At 65.7% G+C, this 17,816-nt stretch carries 13 protein-coding genes; 1 reads left to right on the top strand and 12 read right to left on the bottom strand.

The genetic code is table 11. The features are described 5' to 3' along the window. Window positions 1-12 precede the first annotated feature (12 nt). Genes STRVI_RS21365 through STRVI_RS21340 form a run of 6 tightly spaced genes read right to left on the bottom strand, consistent with a single transcriptional unit; the run spans window position 13 to window position 6,815 of the window. Window positions 13-777: a pyridoxamine 5'-phosphate oxidase family protein gene (locus STRVI_RS21365; RefSeq protein WP_014057732.1), complete on the bottom strand. Its 765-nt coding sequence runs from the start codon at window positions 775-777 to the stop codon at window positions 13-15. Between the two features lie 36 nt (window positions 778-813). After that, the gene (locus tag STRVI_RS21360; RefSeq protein WP_014057731.1) at window positions 814-2,202 is read right to left on the bottom strand and encodes an NAD(P)/FAD-dependent oxidoreductase; all 1,389 of its coding nucleotides are present in this window, start codon (window positions 2,200-2,202) and stop codon (window positions 814-816) included. Between the two features lie 42 nt (window positions 2,203-2,244). Beyond that, window positions 2,245-3,438, bottom strand: coding sequence for an alpha-hydroxy-acid oxidizing protein (locus STRVI_RS21355; RefSeq protein WP_014057730.1), 1,194 nt, complete (start codon window positions 3,436-3,438; stop codon window positions 2,245-2,247). Continuing rightward, window positions 3,431-4,945: an FAD/NAD(P)-binding protein gene (locus STRVI_RS46455; RefSeq protein ID WP_014057729.1), complete on the bottom strand. Its 1,515-nt coding sequence runs from the start codon at window positions 4,943-4,945 to the stop codon at window positions 3,431-3,433. The genes STRVI_RS21355 and STRVI_RS46455 overlap by 8 nt, the downstream gene beginning before the upstream one ends. A 28-nt stretch (window positions 4,946-4,973) precedes the next feature. Beyond that, on the bottom strand, window positions 4,974-6,026 hold the full coding sequence (locus tag STRVI_RS21345) for an iron-containing redox enzyme family protein (RefSeq protein WP_014057728.1): 1,053 nt from the start codon (window positions 6,024-6,026) through the stop codon (window positions 4,974-4,976). A 24-nt stretch (window positions 6,027-6,050) separates the two neighbouring features. Then, complete coding sequence (locus STRVI_RS21340; protein WP_014057727.1) at window positions 6,051-6,815, bottom strand: HalD/BesD family halogenase; 765 nt, start codon at window positions 6,813-6,815, stop codon at window positions 6,051-6,053. A gap of 512 nt (window positions 6,816-7,327) precedes the next feature. Between STRVI_RS21340 and STRVI_RS21335 the strand changes: the two genes are divergently transcribed. Then, a complete protein-coding gene (locus STRVI_RS21335; RefSeq protein ID WP_014057726.1) occupies window positions 7,328-7,666 on the top strand; it encodes a DUF190 domain-containing protein in 339 nt (112 codons plus the stop codon). Window positions 7,667-7,826: 160 nt separating this feature from the next. Here STRVI_RS21335 and STRVI_RS21330 read toward each other — a convergent pair whose 3' ends face one another. The 6 genes from STRVI_RS21330 to STRVI_RS21305 form a co-directional block, all read right to left on the bottom strand. Continuing rightward, window positions 7,827-9,134 (bottom strand): NtaA/DmoA family FMN-dependent monooxygenase, encoded by a 1,308-nt coding sequence (locus tag STRVI_RS21330; RefSeq protein ID WP_014057725.1) that lies wholly within the window; start codon window positions 9,132-9,134, stop codon window positions 7,827-7,829. Window positions 9,135-9,299: 165 nt separating this feature from the next. Beyond that, window positions 9,300-10,538, bottom strand: a complete 1,239-nt coding sequence (locus STRVI_RS21325) for an MFS transporter (protein ID WP_014057724.1) — start codon at window positions 10,536-10,538, stop codon at window positions 9,300-9,302. Continuing rightward, the gene (locus STRVI_RS46450) at window positions 10,535-13,696 is read right to left on the bottom strand and encodes a non-ribosomal peptide synthetase (RefSeq protein WP_014057723.1); all 3,162 of its coding nucleotides are present in this window, start codon (window positions 13,694-13,696) and stop codon (window positions 10,535-10,537) included. The genes STRVI_RS21325 and STRVI_RS46450 overlap by 4 nt, the downstream gene beginning before the upstream one ends. Beyond that, window positions 13,696-14,988: an ATP-grasp domain-containing protein gene (locus STRVI_RS21315; protein WP_014057722.1), complete on the bottom strand. Its 1,293-nt coding sequence runs from the start codon at window positions 14,986-14,988 to the stop codon at window positions 13,696-13,698. The genes STRVI_RS46450 and STRVI_RS21315 overlap by 1 nt, the downstream gene beginning before the upstream one ends. 12 nt (window positions 14,989-15,000) lie before the next feature. After that, window positions 15,001-15,975 (bottom strand): GNAT family N-acetyltransferase, encoded by a 975-nt coding sequence (locus STRVI_RS21310; RefSeq protein ID WP_251982696.1) that lies wholly within the window; start codon window positions 15,973-15,975, stop codon window positions 15,001-15,003. Between the two features lie 508 nt (window positions 15,976-16,483). Beyond that, a complete protein-coding gene (locus tag STRVI_RS21305; RefSeq protein WP_043236264.1) occupies window positions 16,484-17,812 on the bottom strand; it encodes an MFS transporter in 1,329 nt (442 codons plus the stop codon). Window positions 17,813-17,816 lie beyond the last annotated feature (4 nt).

Raw genomic sequence — 17,816 nt, 5'->3', positions numbered from 1 at the left:
CAGCTCCCTCGCCTAGGCGCCCGGCTTGGTCGGCGGGCTGGGAACGGCGGCCATGGCCTCCTCCGGCACCAGGAAGGGCCCGCTGTACTTCTCCACGATGGGCGGTACCACCACGTCGTCCGGCAAGTCCGGCGCGGACCTGGGATCCAGTGCGACCTGGCGCAGCGGCACGTACCCGGCCCAGCAGCCGCCCTGAAGGTCCGCGGGTTCGTACTTGCTCTGCTCCTCCCGGCGCACCTTGGTCGACACCTCCTCCAGATCCAGCGCGACCACGGCCACGCTGGCGAACTCCTGCCGCGTCGGCGGCCTGGCTTCCGAGCTGCGGCCGGTGGCGATGTGCTCCAGCAAGGTGGCCAGGGCACGCATCCGCTCTTCGTCATCGGTGATCAGGCGCAGCCGGCCGTGTGCCATGACACTGCGGTAGGCGGCCGAATGGATCAGCCAGGCCCGGGCGAACACCAGGCCGTCCAGCAGGGTGACCGTCACGCACACCGGTGCGTTCTCCGCCCCGAGCTGGGCGAACCGGCCCGCACGCGAGCCGTGGAAGTACAGGGTTTCGCCCCGCCTGGCGTACACCGCGGGGAGCACCACCGGGTAGTCCTCCCTGTTGAACGCGATGTGTGCCACGAGGCCCTCGTCCAGAATGGCGTGTGCCGCCTCGTGGTCGTAGCGGATGCGCTCCCGGTAGCGGATCGGCACGGTGCGCGGGGTCACCGGATAGGAATCGTCATCGGCTGATTCCATGAGTTCCGCCGCGATACGGTCGATGTTGGCCACTGCCTTCTCCTTGTCTGCCCGTTGTCTCCCGGTCCGTCAACGCTGTGTGTCGCGCAACCGCACGCTGGGCTCCATCTCCAGGTACATCCCCTCGATGGCGTTCGCCGGGGAGTTGGGCATGATCGTCCATTCCCGCGACTGGCTGTGTACGCGCGTGGGCGGCGTCGTGCCGGGGTCCCTGCCGTGCAGGCTCTTTTCGATGACTTGGTAGGCGTCGACCGTCGTCGCGTCGGACAGGTCCTCCACGCCGGCGATGATGCTGAGGAACGCCTCATGGATGTGCAGCCGCTGCTGCTCGGCGCGGGTCATGGCCTGTCCGCGGTAGAAGTAGTCGTCCTTGCCGCGGTAGCTGTCGTAGAAAACCGAGACCAGCACCAGCAGCCGTTCGTAGGAGTACCGGTAGGCCACGTCGTAGAAGTTCAGTGCCCGCTCCTCGGCCACCGTGCCATCCACCATCGAGGACACCGAGGCGGCCGCCAGCATGGCGCTGAACGTCGCCAGGTGCACGCCGGTGGACAGCAACGGGTCCAGGAAGCATGCGGCGTCCCCGGAGATCAGATGGCCCGGCCCGCTGAACCGGTCCGCCACGTAGGAGTAGTCGGTCTCCGTGCGTATCTTCGACACCTTTTCGGCGTCGGCGATGGTCCGCCTCACCAGCGGATGCGCGTGCACGGCCCGGTCGTACAGCGCCTCCACATCGGCGGGGGAAGAACACTGCTCGCTGAACCGCTTCTTGTCGGTTACCAGGCCGATGCTCGTGATCCCGTTGTGCAACGGGATCACCCAGATCCAGCCTGCCGGAACGCTGCACACCGTCACCGCGCCGTCCGGGCCTTCGGGGATGTCCTTGGCGTCCTTCCAGTACGTCCAGACACCGACATTGCGGAACACGTCGTGCATCCGCCGCATGTCGAAGTGGCGCTTGGCGAGCAGGCCGGTCCGGCCGGAGGCGTCGATGACGTAGTCGAACCCGATCTCACCTTCGCGTCCGTCGTCGTTGTGCCAACGCGCCGCCACCGCCCGGTCCCCGGAGAACCGGATGTCGCGGACCCGGTGACCCTCGAACGCCTCCACTCCCTCTTCCCGGGCATGATCGAGAAGGATCTTGTCGAAGTCGGCCCTGGTGACCTGCCAGCTGTGCTTTCCGCCGGGCACATCAGTAAACGGCAGGTCCCACTTCTCCTTACCCCACTCGTAGTAGGAGCCGTCCTTGTGCCGGAAGCCGAATTTGTCCAGCTTCTCGGACACGCCGAGCAGGTCCATCATGCGCACGACCGACAGCGACAGCGACTCGCCGACGTGGTAGCGCGGAAAGGTGTCCCGCTCCAGAAGCGTCACGTCAACACCGTTGCGTGCCAGGAACGTCGCCGCGGTGGAGCCGGAGGGTCCGCCACCGATGACAAGCACCTTGCTCTGGGATCGCATCTGGTTCTCCCCTTCACACATTCGGTTGATCGAAGACCCGGCTCAACGCTCATCCGCCCGGCCAGGGGCCGGGGACACCATGTGCCGCAGATCCTCGACCGTCGCGGCGCCGGACATCAGCATGGTGAGTTCCAGTTCGGCCAGTACGCAGCGCAGTACGTGCCGCACTCCGTCGGCACCGTCGATGGCCAGCCCGTACAGCCACGGCCGGCCCAGCAGCACCGCGTCGGCACCCAGACCCAGCGCGATGGCGACGTCCGCACCGCTGCGCGTCCCGGAGTCGAACAGCACGGGGACCCGGCCGGCCACCTGCCGGGCGACGGCGGGCAGGGCGTCGAGTGCAGCCTTCGAGCGATCCAGTTGCCGGCCACCGTGGTTGGAGACCACAACACCTGACACGCCGTGCGCGATGGCCTGCTCCGCGTCGTCCGGATGCAGGACACCCTTGATGAGGACCGGCAGGTCGGTGGCCTCGCGCAGCTTGTCGAAGTACTCGTAGGACAGGCCGGAGTGGCCGAAGACCGCACGCCACCGGGCCGCGGCGGCCGCGAGCCACAGCTCGCTGCCGACCGCCAAGTCCGCGGGCAGCGACCGTCTGAACAGCGGATCGGCCAGGAACGTTCCCATGCCGTGCCCGCGCAGGAACGGGTCGTACCCGTGGTCGAGGTCGGCAGGCCGCCAGCCCCGGGCCCAGGAGTCGACGGTGACCACAATGGCCTGGTAGCCCGCCTTCTCCGCCCGCCGGACGATCGATGCGCCCAGCTCATCGTCCTTCGGCGGATGCAGCTGGAACCACAGTCCCGCTCCGGGTGCGGCGCCCGCCACCTCCTCCAACGACAGCGAGGAGGAGTTGGACAGAGTCATGGTCAGTCCCAGTTCCCGGGCCACCCTTGCGGCGGCGGCCTCGCCATCGGGGTGGGCCAGGCCGGCCAGGCCGATCGGAGCCAGCAGAACCGGTGCCGCCATGCTGGTCCCCAGCAGTTCGGTGCGCAGCGTCAGTGGCTGAGCCGCATGCATCATGCGCGGGGTGAGTTCCCACTTGTCGAAGGCGGCCCGGTTGGCTGCCAGAGTGCGCCCGCCTCCCGCGCCACCTGCGACGAACGACCACAGGCCGGCGGGCAAGTGCTGCCTTGCCACCTCCTCCAGCCGGGCCGGATCAGCAGGGAGCCTGGGCACCCGGCCGCGCAGTCCATCGGCGAATACCTCGTCACGCATGGTGTACCAGGACTCAGCCATCGAGCCGTCCCCCGATCGTCAGCGTTGAAGACGTGGCCAATGTGGTGGTGCCAGTGGTCGAGCCGCGCCGGATCCGGGCCACGATGCGTTCGGCCCGTGCGCTGATGCCCAGAAGTGAGCCGGCGTTGGCGTAATAGATGTCACCTGCGGCCGGGTGGCCGAGAGCGTACAGGCCGGAGGCCGGCCCCAGGACCCGGTTCGTGGTGAAGTCGACGTACACGCCACCGCATGGATGCGGACGAGCCAACCCCCTGGCGGCCAGTCGGCCGAGCAGCCGCCCAGCCGGCTCCACGGGGTCGTAAGGCGTGGCCCGGGCGGCGTTCAGCAGCACACCGGCGCGATGGTTCTTCCCGGCTGCCGTCACCATGAAACCGCCGCCCGGCGAAGCGTTGACTGCAGTGATCCCCGAGTGCACTTCCAGGGCGCCGGTGCGCAGCGCCTCCAGCAGCAGGGCCGCTGTCGCCGGTGGCATCGGGTTCAGCACAGTGGCGATCGAGGTGTTGTGGCGGCGCAGGAACGACTCCCTCATACGCAACGGAAGTCGCTGCCAGAACAGTTCACCAACCGGATCCAGCAGAGGCAGCAGCACCGCTCGCCAGCAGTCCGCAGCGTCCGTCCGCCCGAGCTGGCGGGCGAGCCGGCCCGCGGCCGGCTCACCCGCCGCCAGGTCCAGGGCCATTTCATGGGCCGATCCCCCGTGCGCGACCAGCCGCCCGTGCAGCAGCCTCCGGACGGTCGTCCAGAGCGACGCCGGGGGCGTGAGTTGCACCGCTTCGGCCAGCTGCCCGGCCTCCGCCGGGTCAATGGCAGCCGGCTGGCAGCGCACACTGGGCAGCAAGCCGTTGCGGGAGATCAGTCGGATCGGTGCGGTGTGCCCACGGCGCAGCAGGGCAACCGCGATGTCCACCGCGGACAGATTGCTGCCCAGCACGGTCACCGGCTCCCCGGCGGGCAGCGGTTCGGACAATGGGTAGGGATCGGCGACGAAGCCGGGCCGACCCGTCAATCCGTAGATGTCGGCCGGCCGGGGCGTGCCCAGACACAGCACGACATGGTCGTGCGCTTCCGCCACGCCCGTCGAGGCGAGGGTGACCAGTCTGCCAGCGGCGGAGTACACATCCTCGACGGTGGCGGTGCACATCTCCACCGCCCCCCCGCCGACGACCAGTTTGGCAGCGGCCGCCGCGAGGCGTCGGCGCAGGTAGATGCCGAACAGCCGTCTCGGCTGGAACCGCGCTTCCGGGTCGGCCGACGGAAATTCGCCGCTGCGGCCCGCCTCCCGCAGCCAGTTCCGAAAATCCAGCGGATCGGTGTGCCTGACGGACATCGAGTCGGCGGGTCTGTTGATCAGGGCGCTGTCCGCGTCCTCCTGGTAGGGCCGGCCGGGGCCGAGCACGGCCCGGGGTTCGAAGATGCTGACCGTGATCTTTTCCCCCGGCGTGCTGCGCGCGAGGGCATCCATCAGCGTCACCGCGGATGCACCGCCACCGATGATGGCTAGCCGCATTCGCTCAGGTCCTGTCGGTTCGGCAGGCTCATCTGGCCAACTCGAGTTTCGCCTGCAGCGCATCGAGATACCCGGTGGAGGTCTCCAGGCGCATGACGGTGCCCAGTACGATCTCGGAGGCGCAGCGCGGTTCGCGGGCAATCGACGGGAGCAAGATGTTCTTGAACCAGGACGGCCCGTGGCGCGCGTCGATCTGGATGTGCTGGTCGTGGTAGATATAGGCTGATTTCGGCATTCCCAGCCGTTTGCAGCCCACGATGTAGGACCGGAATCGGCGGGGTGTCAGATACTCGGTGACACCGAAATATCCGAATGCCTTGTAGCAGTGCCGCCTTGAGAGCGCCAAGGCTGCGGAGACATTTCCGCAGACCAGCGACTCCAGCATGATGTTGCTGTCGATGAACTCCTTCGACACGCCGGCGTCCGTGAGCGTTTTCGCAAATACCGCCGTATGCACGTCGGCCGAGTTCCCGTTCCCCATCTCGTCCCACAGGTTGCTGACGAGTTCCATCTTCTCCGAGCCGTTGGTGCCCACAGTCAGGAACGACAAGATGTCGTCGAAGCGTGGGTCCAGCGACGTCTCCTGAGCCAGGTAGAACCTGATGTCCTCCGCTGAGGCCCGGTCTTCCAGGAAGTCTCGGTAGAATGGATGATTGCTTGCGTTGTGACTACTGATGAAGTTCCGGTACCAGGGCAGAAAGGTTTCCGGGTCCTGGGGCACGGAGGCCAGTGCGCTCTGGTCCATCTTTCCACGGAGATCCGCCATCATGGCGTTTTCCAGGACGCTGCGGATGTCGTCCAGGATCTCAGTCAGCAGGGAGTCGACCTGATCGATGGGAGGCAGACTGAAACACCGGTCGTAGATGTCGCCCAGCACCCAGTGCGCGGTGTGCAGCGCTGCGCGGTCGCCGCGAATGAAAGCCGCATGAGCCAAATTCTCGGCGACAGTGCGGATTTCGGCTCGGTAGACCATGTCGGTTGCCCGGGCGTTGACCGTGGCCGCGTCCTCGTCCCCGGCCAGCAGGGAAATGACCAGTTCCCGGAGGTCTGTTCCGCTGTGTAGTTCAGGAGTGGTGCTCAAGGAGTATCCCCCCTCGTGTGACGGTCAGGAGGAGAACATCGCGTTCATGGTTTCGTGTGTCGTCGGACGATCGGCGTCGGCGGCGCTGGCCCAGCACGTGTTGAGGATGATGCGGGTGGCCGGCTTGTTGAGCGGGATCGTCCGGTGGAGTGTGGTGTCCGAACGCAGGAAGTACAGGTCGCCGGTGGCGTTGGCGTAGGTGCGGATCGGGTGGTTCTGGAGGTACTCGTGCACCCGCGGGTTCTGCTTGTCCCAGTTGGTGTGCGGCACGCACTGCAGCATCCCGCCCACCTCGGGGCCGGGCGCCTGGATGATCCAGATCAGTGTGTAGCTGAAATCTCCCCAGTGCCATCCATGGGTGTCGCCCGGCTGGTCCTGACGGATGATGACGTACTTCTCGCCCTCCCACGGGCACAGCAGTACGTCCGCCTGGGCGATCTGGCCCAGCACATCGCGGATGCTCGCGGAGTCGTAAATCGCGGAAATGAGCTGGGAGTCGCGGGCGATGTCGGACGCGCTGACCGTGTGCATCTTGCGCGGCGAATTCCCGGTCTCTTTGAGTTCGATGTCGATACGTTGGGCGTGCTGGTCCAGCAGGCGGTTGACTTCACTGGTGACCTCGGCGAACAGGTCCGTCGACACCAGACCGGCGAGCTTGACGTAACCTTCCCGGCGGAACTGCTGCGAGTACTCAAGGATGGGGGCGTTCTCGGAGAATTCCTTGAGGTGGCGGTCGAATGCGTCCTGGTCGAGCGTACGGACACCGGTTGCAGGCGTATTCGTGGTCATCGCTATCTCCCTGGGTTGGGGATGAGATCTACGACGGCCGGGGCATGACAAATTGTCCCCGCTGGCGGGCGACACTATCCCGCCAGATCGGCCTTCCTCAATCCGATTTACGACCGGGCGCTATCCGTTTTTCGCACGCCGGACCAACGTCGACTCTGCACGCTGCCGCACCGTCGGCGCCTGCTGGCGTATTGCACCAGCCAAACCAGCGGCTGCGTACATGACGCACCTACGAGCGAGGGACCACGAAGGAGACGTGACCCGGTTCGAATGTCCCGAGGCGTGATCGTCACCGACAGGACGTCAACTACCAAACCTGCGGCAGGTACATGCAGTTACCCGGGGCATTGCGGTGGTCACCAGGCGTTGATAAATTGACGAAGGCCGTGGACTTCGCTGGATGTCCAGACTGGATTGGATCTTCACCCGTCGAGGCGTGACTCAGGACGCCTTGCCGTCTGGGCTGCCGGCCTGGATCGTCGACTGTCGTAGTGCAAAGGATAGAGCAAGTCATGCAATCAGCCGGCTGTGGGCTCAAGCTGACGATTTTCGCCAGGGATGACGACGTGTGGAACCACCGGCCCCTGTACTACGAGATCGTGCGGAGAGCTCGGAACGCCGGATTATCCAGGGCAATTGTGCTTCGCGGCATAGAAGGCTACGGCGCGGATGGCATCGTGCACACCTCTCGCCTGCTCTCGCTGTCACACTCACTGCCGCTTCTGGTGGTCATCGTCGATGCGGAAGACCGGATACGCCGCTTCGTTCCTCAATTGTCAGAACTGATTGAGGAAGGAATGGCGACTCTGGAGAAAGTCGAGATTATCACGTACGCGCCGACCCCGAGGTAGAGCAACCGGTCCATTGAACCAGCCGCAGATCAGGGTCGCGCCGCAGCACCAAGGCCCTGCGCCGACCCAGCGGTGGTCAACTCCGTCGGGCCGAAGCGCAGCTCCATGCCCCCGGCAGGTCTCATCAGCCAACAGGCCGAGGCCGGGATACCCATGGCGTTCAGGGCCGGGCGAGGCCGAGATGCTCGCGCAGGGTAGTGCCCTGGTAGGTTGCGCGGGCATACCCTCGCTCCTGCAACAGGGGTATGACCTCGCTGAGCAGACGGCGTCCGTCCACGCGCTGCGAGGGAGGAATGAGGATGAAGCCGTCGGCCGCGGCAGCCTCGAAATAGGTGATCATCTCGTTGGCCATGCGTTCCACATCGCCGACGGCCACCTGGAGCCCCGCCGCCGTGGCCTCGACCTCAGTCAGGCGCCGCAGGGTTTCACCGTCTTCGATCAACTGCCGGTAAAGATCGAAGCGGCCCTGCCTGCGGTTGATGGTCGTCGGGTCCGGCAGGACGTCCAGCGGCAGCTTCTCGTCGAGGTCGTAGTTGGTCAGGTCGATCCCGCCGAGCTGGAAAGCCACCAGTTGTTTGGCATAGTCGATGTTGAGGAGGCCGGCCAGGGCGCGCTGCCGCTCCTCAGCGTCCTTCTGGGTGTCACCGAGGATGGGGCTCAGACCGAACAGGACCTTGATCGAGTCCGGGTCGCGGCCCAGCCGCTTCGCACCGTTCTTGATCTCGTCGTAGTAGCGCTTCGCCATGGGGAGTCCCTGATGCGCCGAGAAGACGACCTCGGCGTGCCTGGACGCGAAGGCCATGCCATCAGCGGACGTTCCGGCCTGCACCAGCACGGGGTGCACTTGCGGTGGCCGGGGAATGTTCAGTGGCCCGGAGACCGTCAGGTGTTCGCCCTGGAAGTTGATCGGATGCACCCGTTCCGATCTGGCGTACACGCCGGAATCCCTGTCCACCGCCAAGGCGTCGGCGTCCCAACTGCGCCACAGTGCCTTGGTCACCTCCACGAATTCCCCGGCGCGTTCGTAACGGGACGCGTGCGAGGGGAGGGGGTCGGAGCCGAAGTTCTCCTCACCGAACGCCGAGGTCACGATGTTCCAACCGGCTCGGCCCCGGCTGAGGTGGTCCAGTGAGGCGAACTGGCGCGCTACGTTGAAGGGCTCGTTGAACGTCGTGCTGGCAGAACCCACCAGGCCGATCGATTCCGTACGCATGCTCAGGGCCGACAGCACGGTCACTGGTTCCAGATGCTGTGCCGGCGCGTGCGCCTCCCGGCCCAGCATCGCAAGGTGGTCAGCGATGAAGACGGCATCCAGCTTCGCGGCCTCGGCCCGCTGCGCCACCTCGGCGTGGAAATCGATCGAGTCGGCCAGTTCGATGCCGCTGTCCGGTTCGCGCCACGCGCCATGATGCTGGCCGACGTTGCCGATGACGAGAAAGAGATGCATGTGCCGTGGCTTGCCTGTCATGGGAGAACCTCCTTTATACCTGGTGCTTCGGAACGCAGTGGCGTGCGTTCCCCGGGCCGGTGGTAGGAGAAGAAAGTCGCCGTCTGTCCCAGGAACAGTCGATTCAGCCGGACGTGCAAACGCCGTGGCCCCGAGCTTCCCATATGACGCTTACGCAGGGATGGTCTACCCCGACTCCCAGGTGACACGTCGCGGGAGGCACAGGACGAGCAGGGCGGCCAGGACACTCATCGCAGTGAGAGCCCACCAGAGCAAGGTCGGCCAGCTATCGAGCAGGGTCGCCGCCAGTAACGGAGCAAGCGCGGCGCCCACGCCGACGAAGAGCTGGTTAAAGGCCATGTAGCTACCCAGCTCGGGCTGCGGAGGAAGGCTTGTCAGCATCACCAGACCGGCCTGCGAGACAGCCATCTCTCCCAGCGTGTACACGGTCATGGCCACCAGCAGGACCCCCAGTCCGACAGCACGAGGAGCGGATCCGATCATCACCACCGTCACGTACAACGCGACGAAGGCGCACCCTCCAACAGCCAGTACGGGACCTGGGCGGAAACGTTCGAGGAAGCGGCTCACCGGCAATTGCAGCAGCGTGAGCAAGGTGGTGTTGACGATGAAGAGCACGCTCACTGTCCATGTGGGCAGGACCAGTTCATGAAGGACGAAGACCGGCAGCGCAGTCTCCACCACCAGAATCGATGTCCGCAGGACGGCATTGGCGCCCGCCACGTGCAAGAAGGAGGTATTGCACCACGGGCGGCTGCGCACGGCGCCCACTGCCTTCGAAGCCGTGGTTCGTGTGGGGGGTACCCGAACGGAAAGCTGCAGGTAAAGCAGAGCGGTCAACACGAAACTGACCGCGTTGGCCACGCCGAGCACGGCGAATCCTGATGGTGAGTCCATGACGAGCAGCCCTGCGACCAGGGCACCTGCCCCGATCCCGGCGTTGAAGACTACCCGGGACAGAGCGAGCCACCGGCCGCTCTGTCCCTTCCCGGCCAAGTCCACCGCGAGTGGCAGAACTGCGGCCTGTTCGGCGCGGTTCCCCACGGCGAAAGCGATGTTGAACAGGGCAAGTGGCACGATGCCCCGCATCGAGACAAAGCCTACGAAGCAGCCGGCGCGCAGCAGAGCCGCCACGATGAGCACCTGGCGCGGCCCGAACTTGTCTATGAGCAGACCGACAACAGGTAATCCCGGCAATGCGGCAAGCGCGGTGATCGTGAGCACCACCCCCACTGTGCTCAGCGACAGACCCGACAGCTCCGCGAAGAACAGGAGCGCGAACGGGTAGAAGAATCCGGTGCCAAACGCATTGACGAATCCTGAGGCGCCGAACCACACAACTCCCGGGCCGCGGGGGAGTATGCGCGTCGGCCTGTCCGCATCCGTGGCTTCTGCCGTGGTCACGTGTCGTTACCCGAAGCGGCGAGCAGTTCGGCGACGGTCGCCCCGGGCGTGGCTGCCGCCGACTCGGCCAGTGCGATGAGGAGGTCGGTCAAGCGCTGGGCATCGGTGTCCTCGATGAACCTCCGGTCATGAACGATGTGCACAGTGAGGCGCTCCGGGGTCTCCAGGAGCTCGACGATGAGAGGAGCTGCCGGCTCGGTGGCTCCCACACTCAGTGGGGACATACGCACCTGGTCGAGTACGGGAGTGATCGAGGCATTGAGTAGGTCCGCCGCGATGAAGTTAACCATCGCGTATGGCTGGGAGGACGGTATGCCGAATGCTTCGGGGTCCAGCCTGCGTACGACTTCCGCCAGCGCCAGGCGCTGGCGGGCCAAGACCTCCATCGTCTGCCCCGCGGCCTGCTCGACCTGATGCGTGAAGGGCTTTTCGGGAGCAACGTCCTGATGTACCGGCAGGCCGTGTGCGGCGTACGCGACGAGCCGATCCGAGCCTGCTGCTTCACGGTTCGCCATGGGGATAATCGCCCCGATGCGCTCCTGACCGGTCATCCCGGACAGACCTATGGCGACCAGTGCCAGCAGGGCGTGGGCCAGGGACGCGCCATGTTTGCCGGCCGTAGCCGCCAGGCGGTCGGTGACAGTGTGGGGCAGATATACAGTCATCGATCCGGCCACGGGCTCGTGCGCAGCTCTCTCCGTAGGCCGGGACAGGCCCTTGAGTAGGCAGTACGGCGCTTCACCGGTGAGATTTTCGCGCCACGCCGCCAGGGCTTCGTCGGTTTCCGGTGACGCCAGCCACGCTGCCTCTTCCAGAAGGAAGGCTCGGTAGGTCGGATCCGGGCCATCCCACGGCGCTGCTGTGCCAGCGAGCCGCGCGGCGTAAGCACGCTGCAGATCACCGATAATTACGGCCATCGAGACCAGGTCGGTGACCACGTGGTCGCACACGAGCAGGAGAACGCCCGTACCGTTGCCGCAAGCCCAGTGGGCCGCCCGAAGCAGCAGGCCGGAGCCGAGATCGAAAGGTTCATTGGCCACTTGAACGACCGCCGACGAAGGCATGCCCTGCCCAGGGGATGCGGTTTCGCGGCGGATACGTATCGATTGGACGAGAGCGATCTCCTGGCGTACGGCGCCTGTTTCATCCCAGAGGAACCGTGCTCGAAGAGCCTCGTGGCGGTTCACCACATCGGTCAGGGCCTGCTCCAGCTTGTCCAAGTTCAAGGGGCCCTCGACTGTGCACGCAATGGAGACGTTGTGGGTCCCGGGGCCGAGGTCGTGCTCCAGCCGCCGCTGCTCCTTGGCCAGGCGGAGGTGCTGTTCTGGCGAGACCGGCAAGAGCGACTTCGGCGCCCTGGCGTATGTCGGCGTCGTAGCCGATGTCGGTGGTGTCTGGTCGATGCGCTCGGCCAGGTCTGCCAGGACGGGAGCGTCGATAAGGTCTCGTACCGTAGCCGCCGCGCCCATCTCCTCGCGGATGCGGGCGACCAGCTGCATCGAAAGCAGCGAATGCCCGCCGAGGGCGAAGAAGTCCTCCTCACGGGACACCGACCGGTGGTTCAACACCTTTTCCCACAGCTGGGCCAGTGCACGCTCGGTCGGCGTACGCGGGGCAGAACCGGACCGGTCCTGGTCCGTGGCGACGCCGGGGTCCGGCAACCGGTTGCGGTCGATCTTGTAAGTGGCGGTACGCGGCCACTCGGCGACCTGGACGACGGTGGACGGCACCATGTACTTCGGAAGCCGATCAGCGAGAAAATCAAGCAGCTGACCTGTGGAAATCTCACCATCTCCAACAGGCCGGACATAGGCGACCAATTGGACACCGGCTGCCCCGGGGAGGGTGCGCGGTACCACCACAGCGCTCTCCACACCCTTGTGCGCCGAAAGTTGGTTTTCCACCTCGCCGGGCTCGATGCGATGCCCTCTGATCTTGACCTGGTCGTCCGCCCTCCCGAACAGTTCGATAGTCCCGTCCATCCGTTGGCGACCCAGGTCGCCGGTTCGGTAGAACCGTTCTGTAGGTGGATCACCTGGGATCGTGCGAAAACGATCTGCCGTCAGTTCGTCCCGTCCGCGATAACCGACACCGACCCCTGTGCCGCCGATCCAGAGCTCTCCGACCTCACCCCGCGGCTTACTAGCCAAGTCCTCACCGAGGACGCGGACTTCGGTATCAGGCAGGGGTCGGCCCACAGGAACGTTCCCGGTGTCCCCGGGGCCGACTCGATGTGCACTGGCATAGATGGTGGTCTCGGTCGGTCCGTAGGCGTTCCACACTTCGTCACAGCGCTCGTACAGGGCCTTCGCGAGGACCGGGTGCATCACCTCACCAGCGCACAGCGCGAGGCGCAACCGCCCTGTCCAGCCGTCCTCGAGCAGCATCCGCCAGGTCAGAGGAGTAGCCTGCAATACCGTCGCGTGGCTCTCTGCCAGCAGAGTATGCAACGCATCTCCTGCCACGACCTGGTCGTTGTCCGCGATGACGATTCGTCCTTGGGTCAGCAGAGGAAGAAAAAGGTCCAGCAGACTTGGGTCAAAGGACGGGGAGGTGACCGACAGCCAGACATCATCGTTCTTCGGACTCACCACCGAGGCCATCACCAACACGCCCTTGAGAAACGCCTGGTGGCCGATCTCAACACCCTTAGGGCGCCCGGTGGAGCCCGAGGTGTACATGATGTATGCGAGGTCGGTGGGACGGACAGTGGGCAGACTGGTTTCCGCAACGTCGGTGCGGAGTGCATCGATGAGGATGACCGGGCGGGTGCCGTCCACCTCGCCGAGTAACCGGCTCAGGGTCACCGTCGCTCGCGCGCGCGAATCCTGATGCATGTAAGCGCGGCGCTGGGCTGGGTAGTCGGGGTCGACGGGCACGAAGGCGGCGCCGCTTCGCATCACTCCCAGCAGTGCGGCCGGCAGGTGCGCACTGCGGTCCAGGACGACGGCGACCACGTCGCCGCTGCCGATGCCGGCTGCGGCGAGTTCGGCGGCGATCCGGGCGCTGCGACGGTCGACTTCCCCCAGGGTCATGCGGGTGCCGCCGCGCTCCACGGCTGTTCGGTCAGGAGCCTCACGAACGGCCTCGGCAAAGAGCTCCAGAATCGTCCGTCCGGTCCATGGGTAGGTGTCCAGGGAGGCAGGGGCATGCGCCATTACTCGACCTCGATCCCTATCTGGCCAATCGCCGCATCAGCCCTCTGGAGGGCCTCGCCGCCGTTTTGACCGCACGCCACGATGCTGCCAAGCAAATCAACGCTGTTCTCCGGGATCCGCACCTCGTCGCCAGGCGCCACGTGCAGGTCCACCTCTACCACGCCCGGGATGCGTCCGAGCAAGTCAGTCCCGTGCACCGCGCGCACCGTGCCGCTTCGGGGCGCGAAGAGGAACCGCGCCGCCGCGACGCCGAGCGGGCGCAACGTAAGGTCCGGTTCTTCTCCCGTGTGCATTCGTATTTGCTCGCGCTGGAGGTGGAGCCCGGTGCTCTCACGTATGAGACGGGTGATCTGCCCTCCGGGCATTCGGGCGTTGATCTCGATGAGCTTGGGGCCGGAAGCCGTCATCCTGACCTCGACGTGGGCGCACCCGAAGTCGTGTCCGACGGCATCGAGCGCAGCGAACGCCGTGCTGACTAACTCCTTTTGGACGCTCTGCGGAAGAAGCGAGGGAAAGACTTCACCGGCTTCGACGAAGTAGGGATGCGCACCGAGCCCCTTGTCGGTCACACCGATCAGGGTGCGCTCACCGCGGAAGGTAAAGCACTCGACGCTCACTTCGAACCCAACGAGGTACTCCTCCACCAGCGCCCCGGGAATGCGCTGCCCGCCAAAGTAGTCGGTGGGAACCGAGGCGATGGAGTGGTACTGCGCGGCCACTTCCTCGGCTGTGCGGCACAGTTTGACGTCCAGGCTGCCGCCGTCTGTCATCGGCTTGACCACGCAAGGCAGCCCGATGCGCTCGGCGGTGGTCACGGCCTCCTCCTCCGAGCGAACCCAGGCCCACGCGGGGACTCCCACACCGTCCGCTTCCGCGGCTCGCCTTGTCTGCAGCTTGTTGCGGCAAGCGTAGGCCGCGGTGGGGTTGAGCCCGGGCAGTCCTAGAGTGCGCGCGGCCTCAGCCACGACCGGGACGTAGTGGTCGAGGGTTGTGTAGACGCCGCGCAGATCACTCCGCTCGTAAGCCTGATCGAGAGCCGTGACCACCGCGGCGCTGTCGTGTACGTCCGCCTCGATCACATCGTCGACGCATGACTCGAACGCCTCACGGGCCTGGCGGTTCGGGGTGTAGCGGGACACATCGCGGGTCACGAATGCGATGTGCAGTCCTTGGGCGCGTGCCGCATGCAGTGGTGTGCGCCCCAAGGCTCCCATGAAGCTTTCGATGACTGCGAACACATGTTGCTTGCTGTTGTGCGGCACACCGGCCCTTTCGGTGTTTTGAATTGTCAAGATGGCCTGCCCTCACAGGCTCAGCACGTAGCAGAACTGATCGGTGGCTACGCAGCCGCGTGAGCGCTTGGTGTCCTCGCTGCCGTGTCCGTAGTAGACGGTGGTGACGCCCGCCGCGGCGGCCTCCTCTACGAGCCGGTAGTAGAGGAGCTCGAAGTACAGCGGCAGCCGCTTGTGTCGCTGGTACGCGTAGTCGAAGCCGCTCTGCCGTGCGTACCAGTGATCGTTGTGCCGCAGAATCAAGGCGAACCCGCGGATCAGCCCGTCGGCCCGGGCGACGAGCGCGAAGGCGTCGTCGCCGAAGCGGTCTCGGATGTGGGTGTACGTAGGCAACGACTGGTCGTCTCGCCACTCGATGCCGTACTTACGCATCAGCTCCGCTTCGAGTTCGGCGAAGCGGACAAGGTCGGCGCCGCCGAAAGGCTTTACGGAGATTCGGCAGCCCTCGTCGTACAGCTTGCGGCGCTCAGCGGCGATGGACACGCGCCGTTTGCGTGGAAATGCGGCAAGGTACCCGGGGAATCCGTCCGCTGGTACGCGCAGAGAGCTGTAGCGCCCTGACGTGTAGTGCCGGTACCCGCGTCGGACCAGAGCGCTCATCAGCTCGTGATCCGTCTCGTCCACGTGCAGGAAGGCAACGCTCGCCGCATCGGTGGTCCGGGCCAGGCCTTCCGCAGCGGCGAGGAGAGTGTCGAGGTCATCGGCTGATGCCTGTGCTCCGCACAGGACACGGGTGTTACCGAGATGACGGCCACCCGCCAGAAGCGACGGCATCAGGGCCGCGGTGGGCTCCTCCGGCAGACCGGCGAGGAAATCCGCCGCATGGGGCAACCCTGCCGCAACGCTCTTCCTCAGGACATGGTCGGGACGGCCAAGCGGCCAAGGCACCACTTCGCTGGCCAGGGCGGTGGCAAGCCCCGCGACGAGTTGGCCCCCGCGTTCGATCCATAGGTAGGCCATGGGGGCCCCAGCCGTGCTCTCCGCCACGTCCAGCCAACGGGTGGTGAGGAAGAGGTCGGACGGACGGGTCAGCGCGTCCCACCTCTGCCGGGGAAGAGCTGCGGCATGTCGTACCGCACGGACACCGTCTGGGAGTCGCACTGTGCTCAAGTCCACGGCTGCACGCCCGTGTCAGAGTGGTCCGCTTCCAGGAAAAGACAACGTAAATAAGCTGGAGCGGACATGTTCGTCAACAAACCTACCCCCGTATTACTCACCAGTCCTGCTGACATGCAGCGCCCCTGATCGCCATAGATCAAGTTGCGCGTTAATCTACACCAGACGTGTCACTCCCGACATAATATTCGAGCAATTTCGGGCGCCGACCCGTCAGTGAGGTCCCTGCTGATCTTGGGCATACGATCTCCGGGCCGCGAAGGCGTGTTGGTGCGCTGCCTTCACTCGCGGGCAAAAGGATCAAGCGCCCAAGATCGCAAGAAATGCCAGTCGGTGGTGTGCACGCGGTCCCCGACCTGGCCGAGGCCCTCGGAGGGGCTCACACCGTAGCCTGCTCCAGCGGTTCGAGCGCCTGGGCACCAGTCTCCGGGGCCAGGCAGGCGGCGGTGACGGTCAGTACGGACAGTGCCCCGAAGTAGACGACTATCAGCCACGGTCGGCCAGAGCCGGCCATCAGCAGGAACACCGCCACAAGTGGCAGGATCCCACCGCCGAGCACGGCACCGATCTGATAGCTCATGCCCACACCACTGCCTCGTACCACGGTGGGAAACAGTTCGCTGAGCCAGGCTGGTTGGGGCGCGGACATGGCGTCATGGAAGACGTTGAGCCCGCAGACCACACCCAATCCGATCAGCACCGGCGACCGTGTATCGACGAGAAGGAAGAAGGGCACGATGAACAACGCGCTGCCGATGGCGCCGAACAGATACCAGCGGCGTCGTCCGGCCCGGTCCGAGACCACGCCCCAGAAGGGGGCGCTGACCAGGCTCAGCGCCGAGCTGACCGCTACCGAGGCCGACCCGACTGAGGAGGTCCTGCCCAGCACCACACCGACGTAGTACACCGAGAACACGGTGTAGAAGTACGACGCGGTGGTCTGCGAGATCCGTAGGCCGATGCCGAGCGCAAGTTGTTTCCGGTGGTTGTGCAGGAGGTCGACGAGGACGTGCGGCCTGGTCGTGGTCACTTCCTGGGTGCGCTCGAAGACTTCCGGCTCCGGAACCTTTGCTCGGATGATCAGCCCGATGATGATGAGCACGGGGCTGACCAGGAACGGAATGCGCCAAGCGCCGCTCATTATGTCTGGAGTACTGACGAAGTGCTGGAGCAGAAAGAACGCGCCCGAGGCGAACAGCAGTCCCAGTCCCGCCCCTGAGGTTGCCAAGCTGCCCCACATGCCGCGCTGGCGGGCACCCGAGTGCTCTACCATGAACACTGCGGCCCCGCCCTGCTCAGCTCCGGCCGCCAGGCCCTGGATCAGGCGCAGGAGCACCAACGCGGTCGGTGCCGCCACGCCCACCTGACGGTAAGTAGGCAGTGCTCCGACCAGAGTGGTGACCACGCCCATGATGACCAGTGACAAGATGAGCACGCGTCGGCGGCCGTGCCGATCTGCGATCTGGCCGGCGAGCACGGCGCCGAGTGGACGGGCCACAAAGCCGACTGCGTAGGTGGCGAAGGCAGCCAGTTGGCCGACAGCGGGATCGAGGGCCGTGAAGAAGATCTTGTTGAACACCAGCGCGGTGGCTATGCCGTACAGGTAGAAGTCGTACCACTCGAAGACCGCCCCCACCATGCTGGCGACGGCTGCACGCCGCGCATACGGATGATTGGCAGGCTTGCCCGACGGCTTTGCCGTCGTCATCCGC

The organism is Streptomyces violaceusniger Tu 4113 (genome assembly GCF_000147815.2).
Taxonomy (GTDB): Bacteria; Actinomycetota; Actinomycetes; order Streptomycetales; family Streptomycetaceae; genus Streptomyces; species Streptomyces violaceusniger_A.
This window is presented reverse-complemented; position numbering and strand designations above follow the sequence as displayed.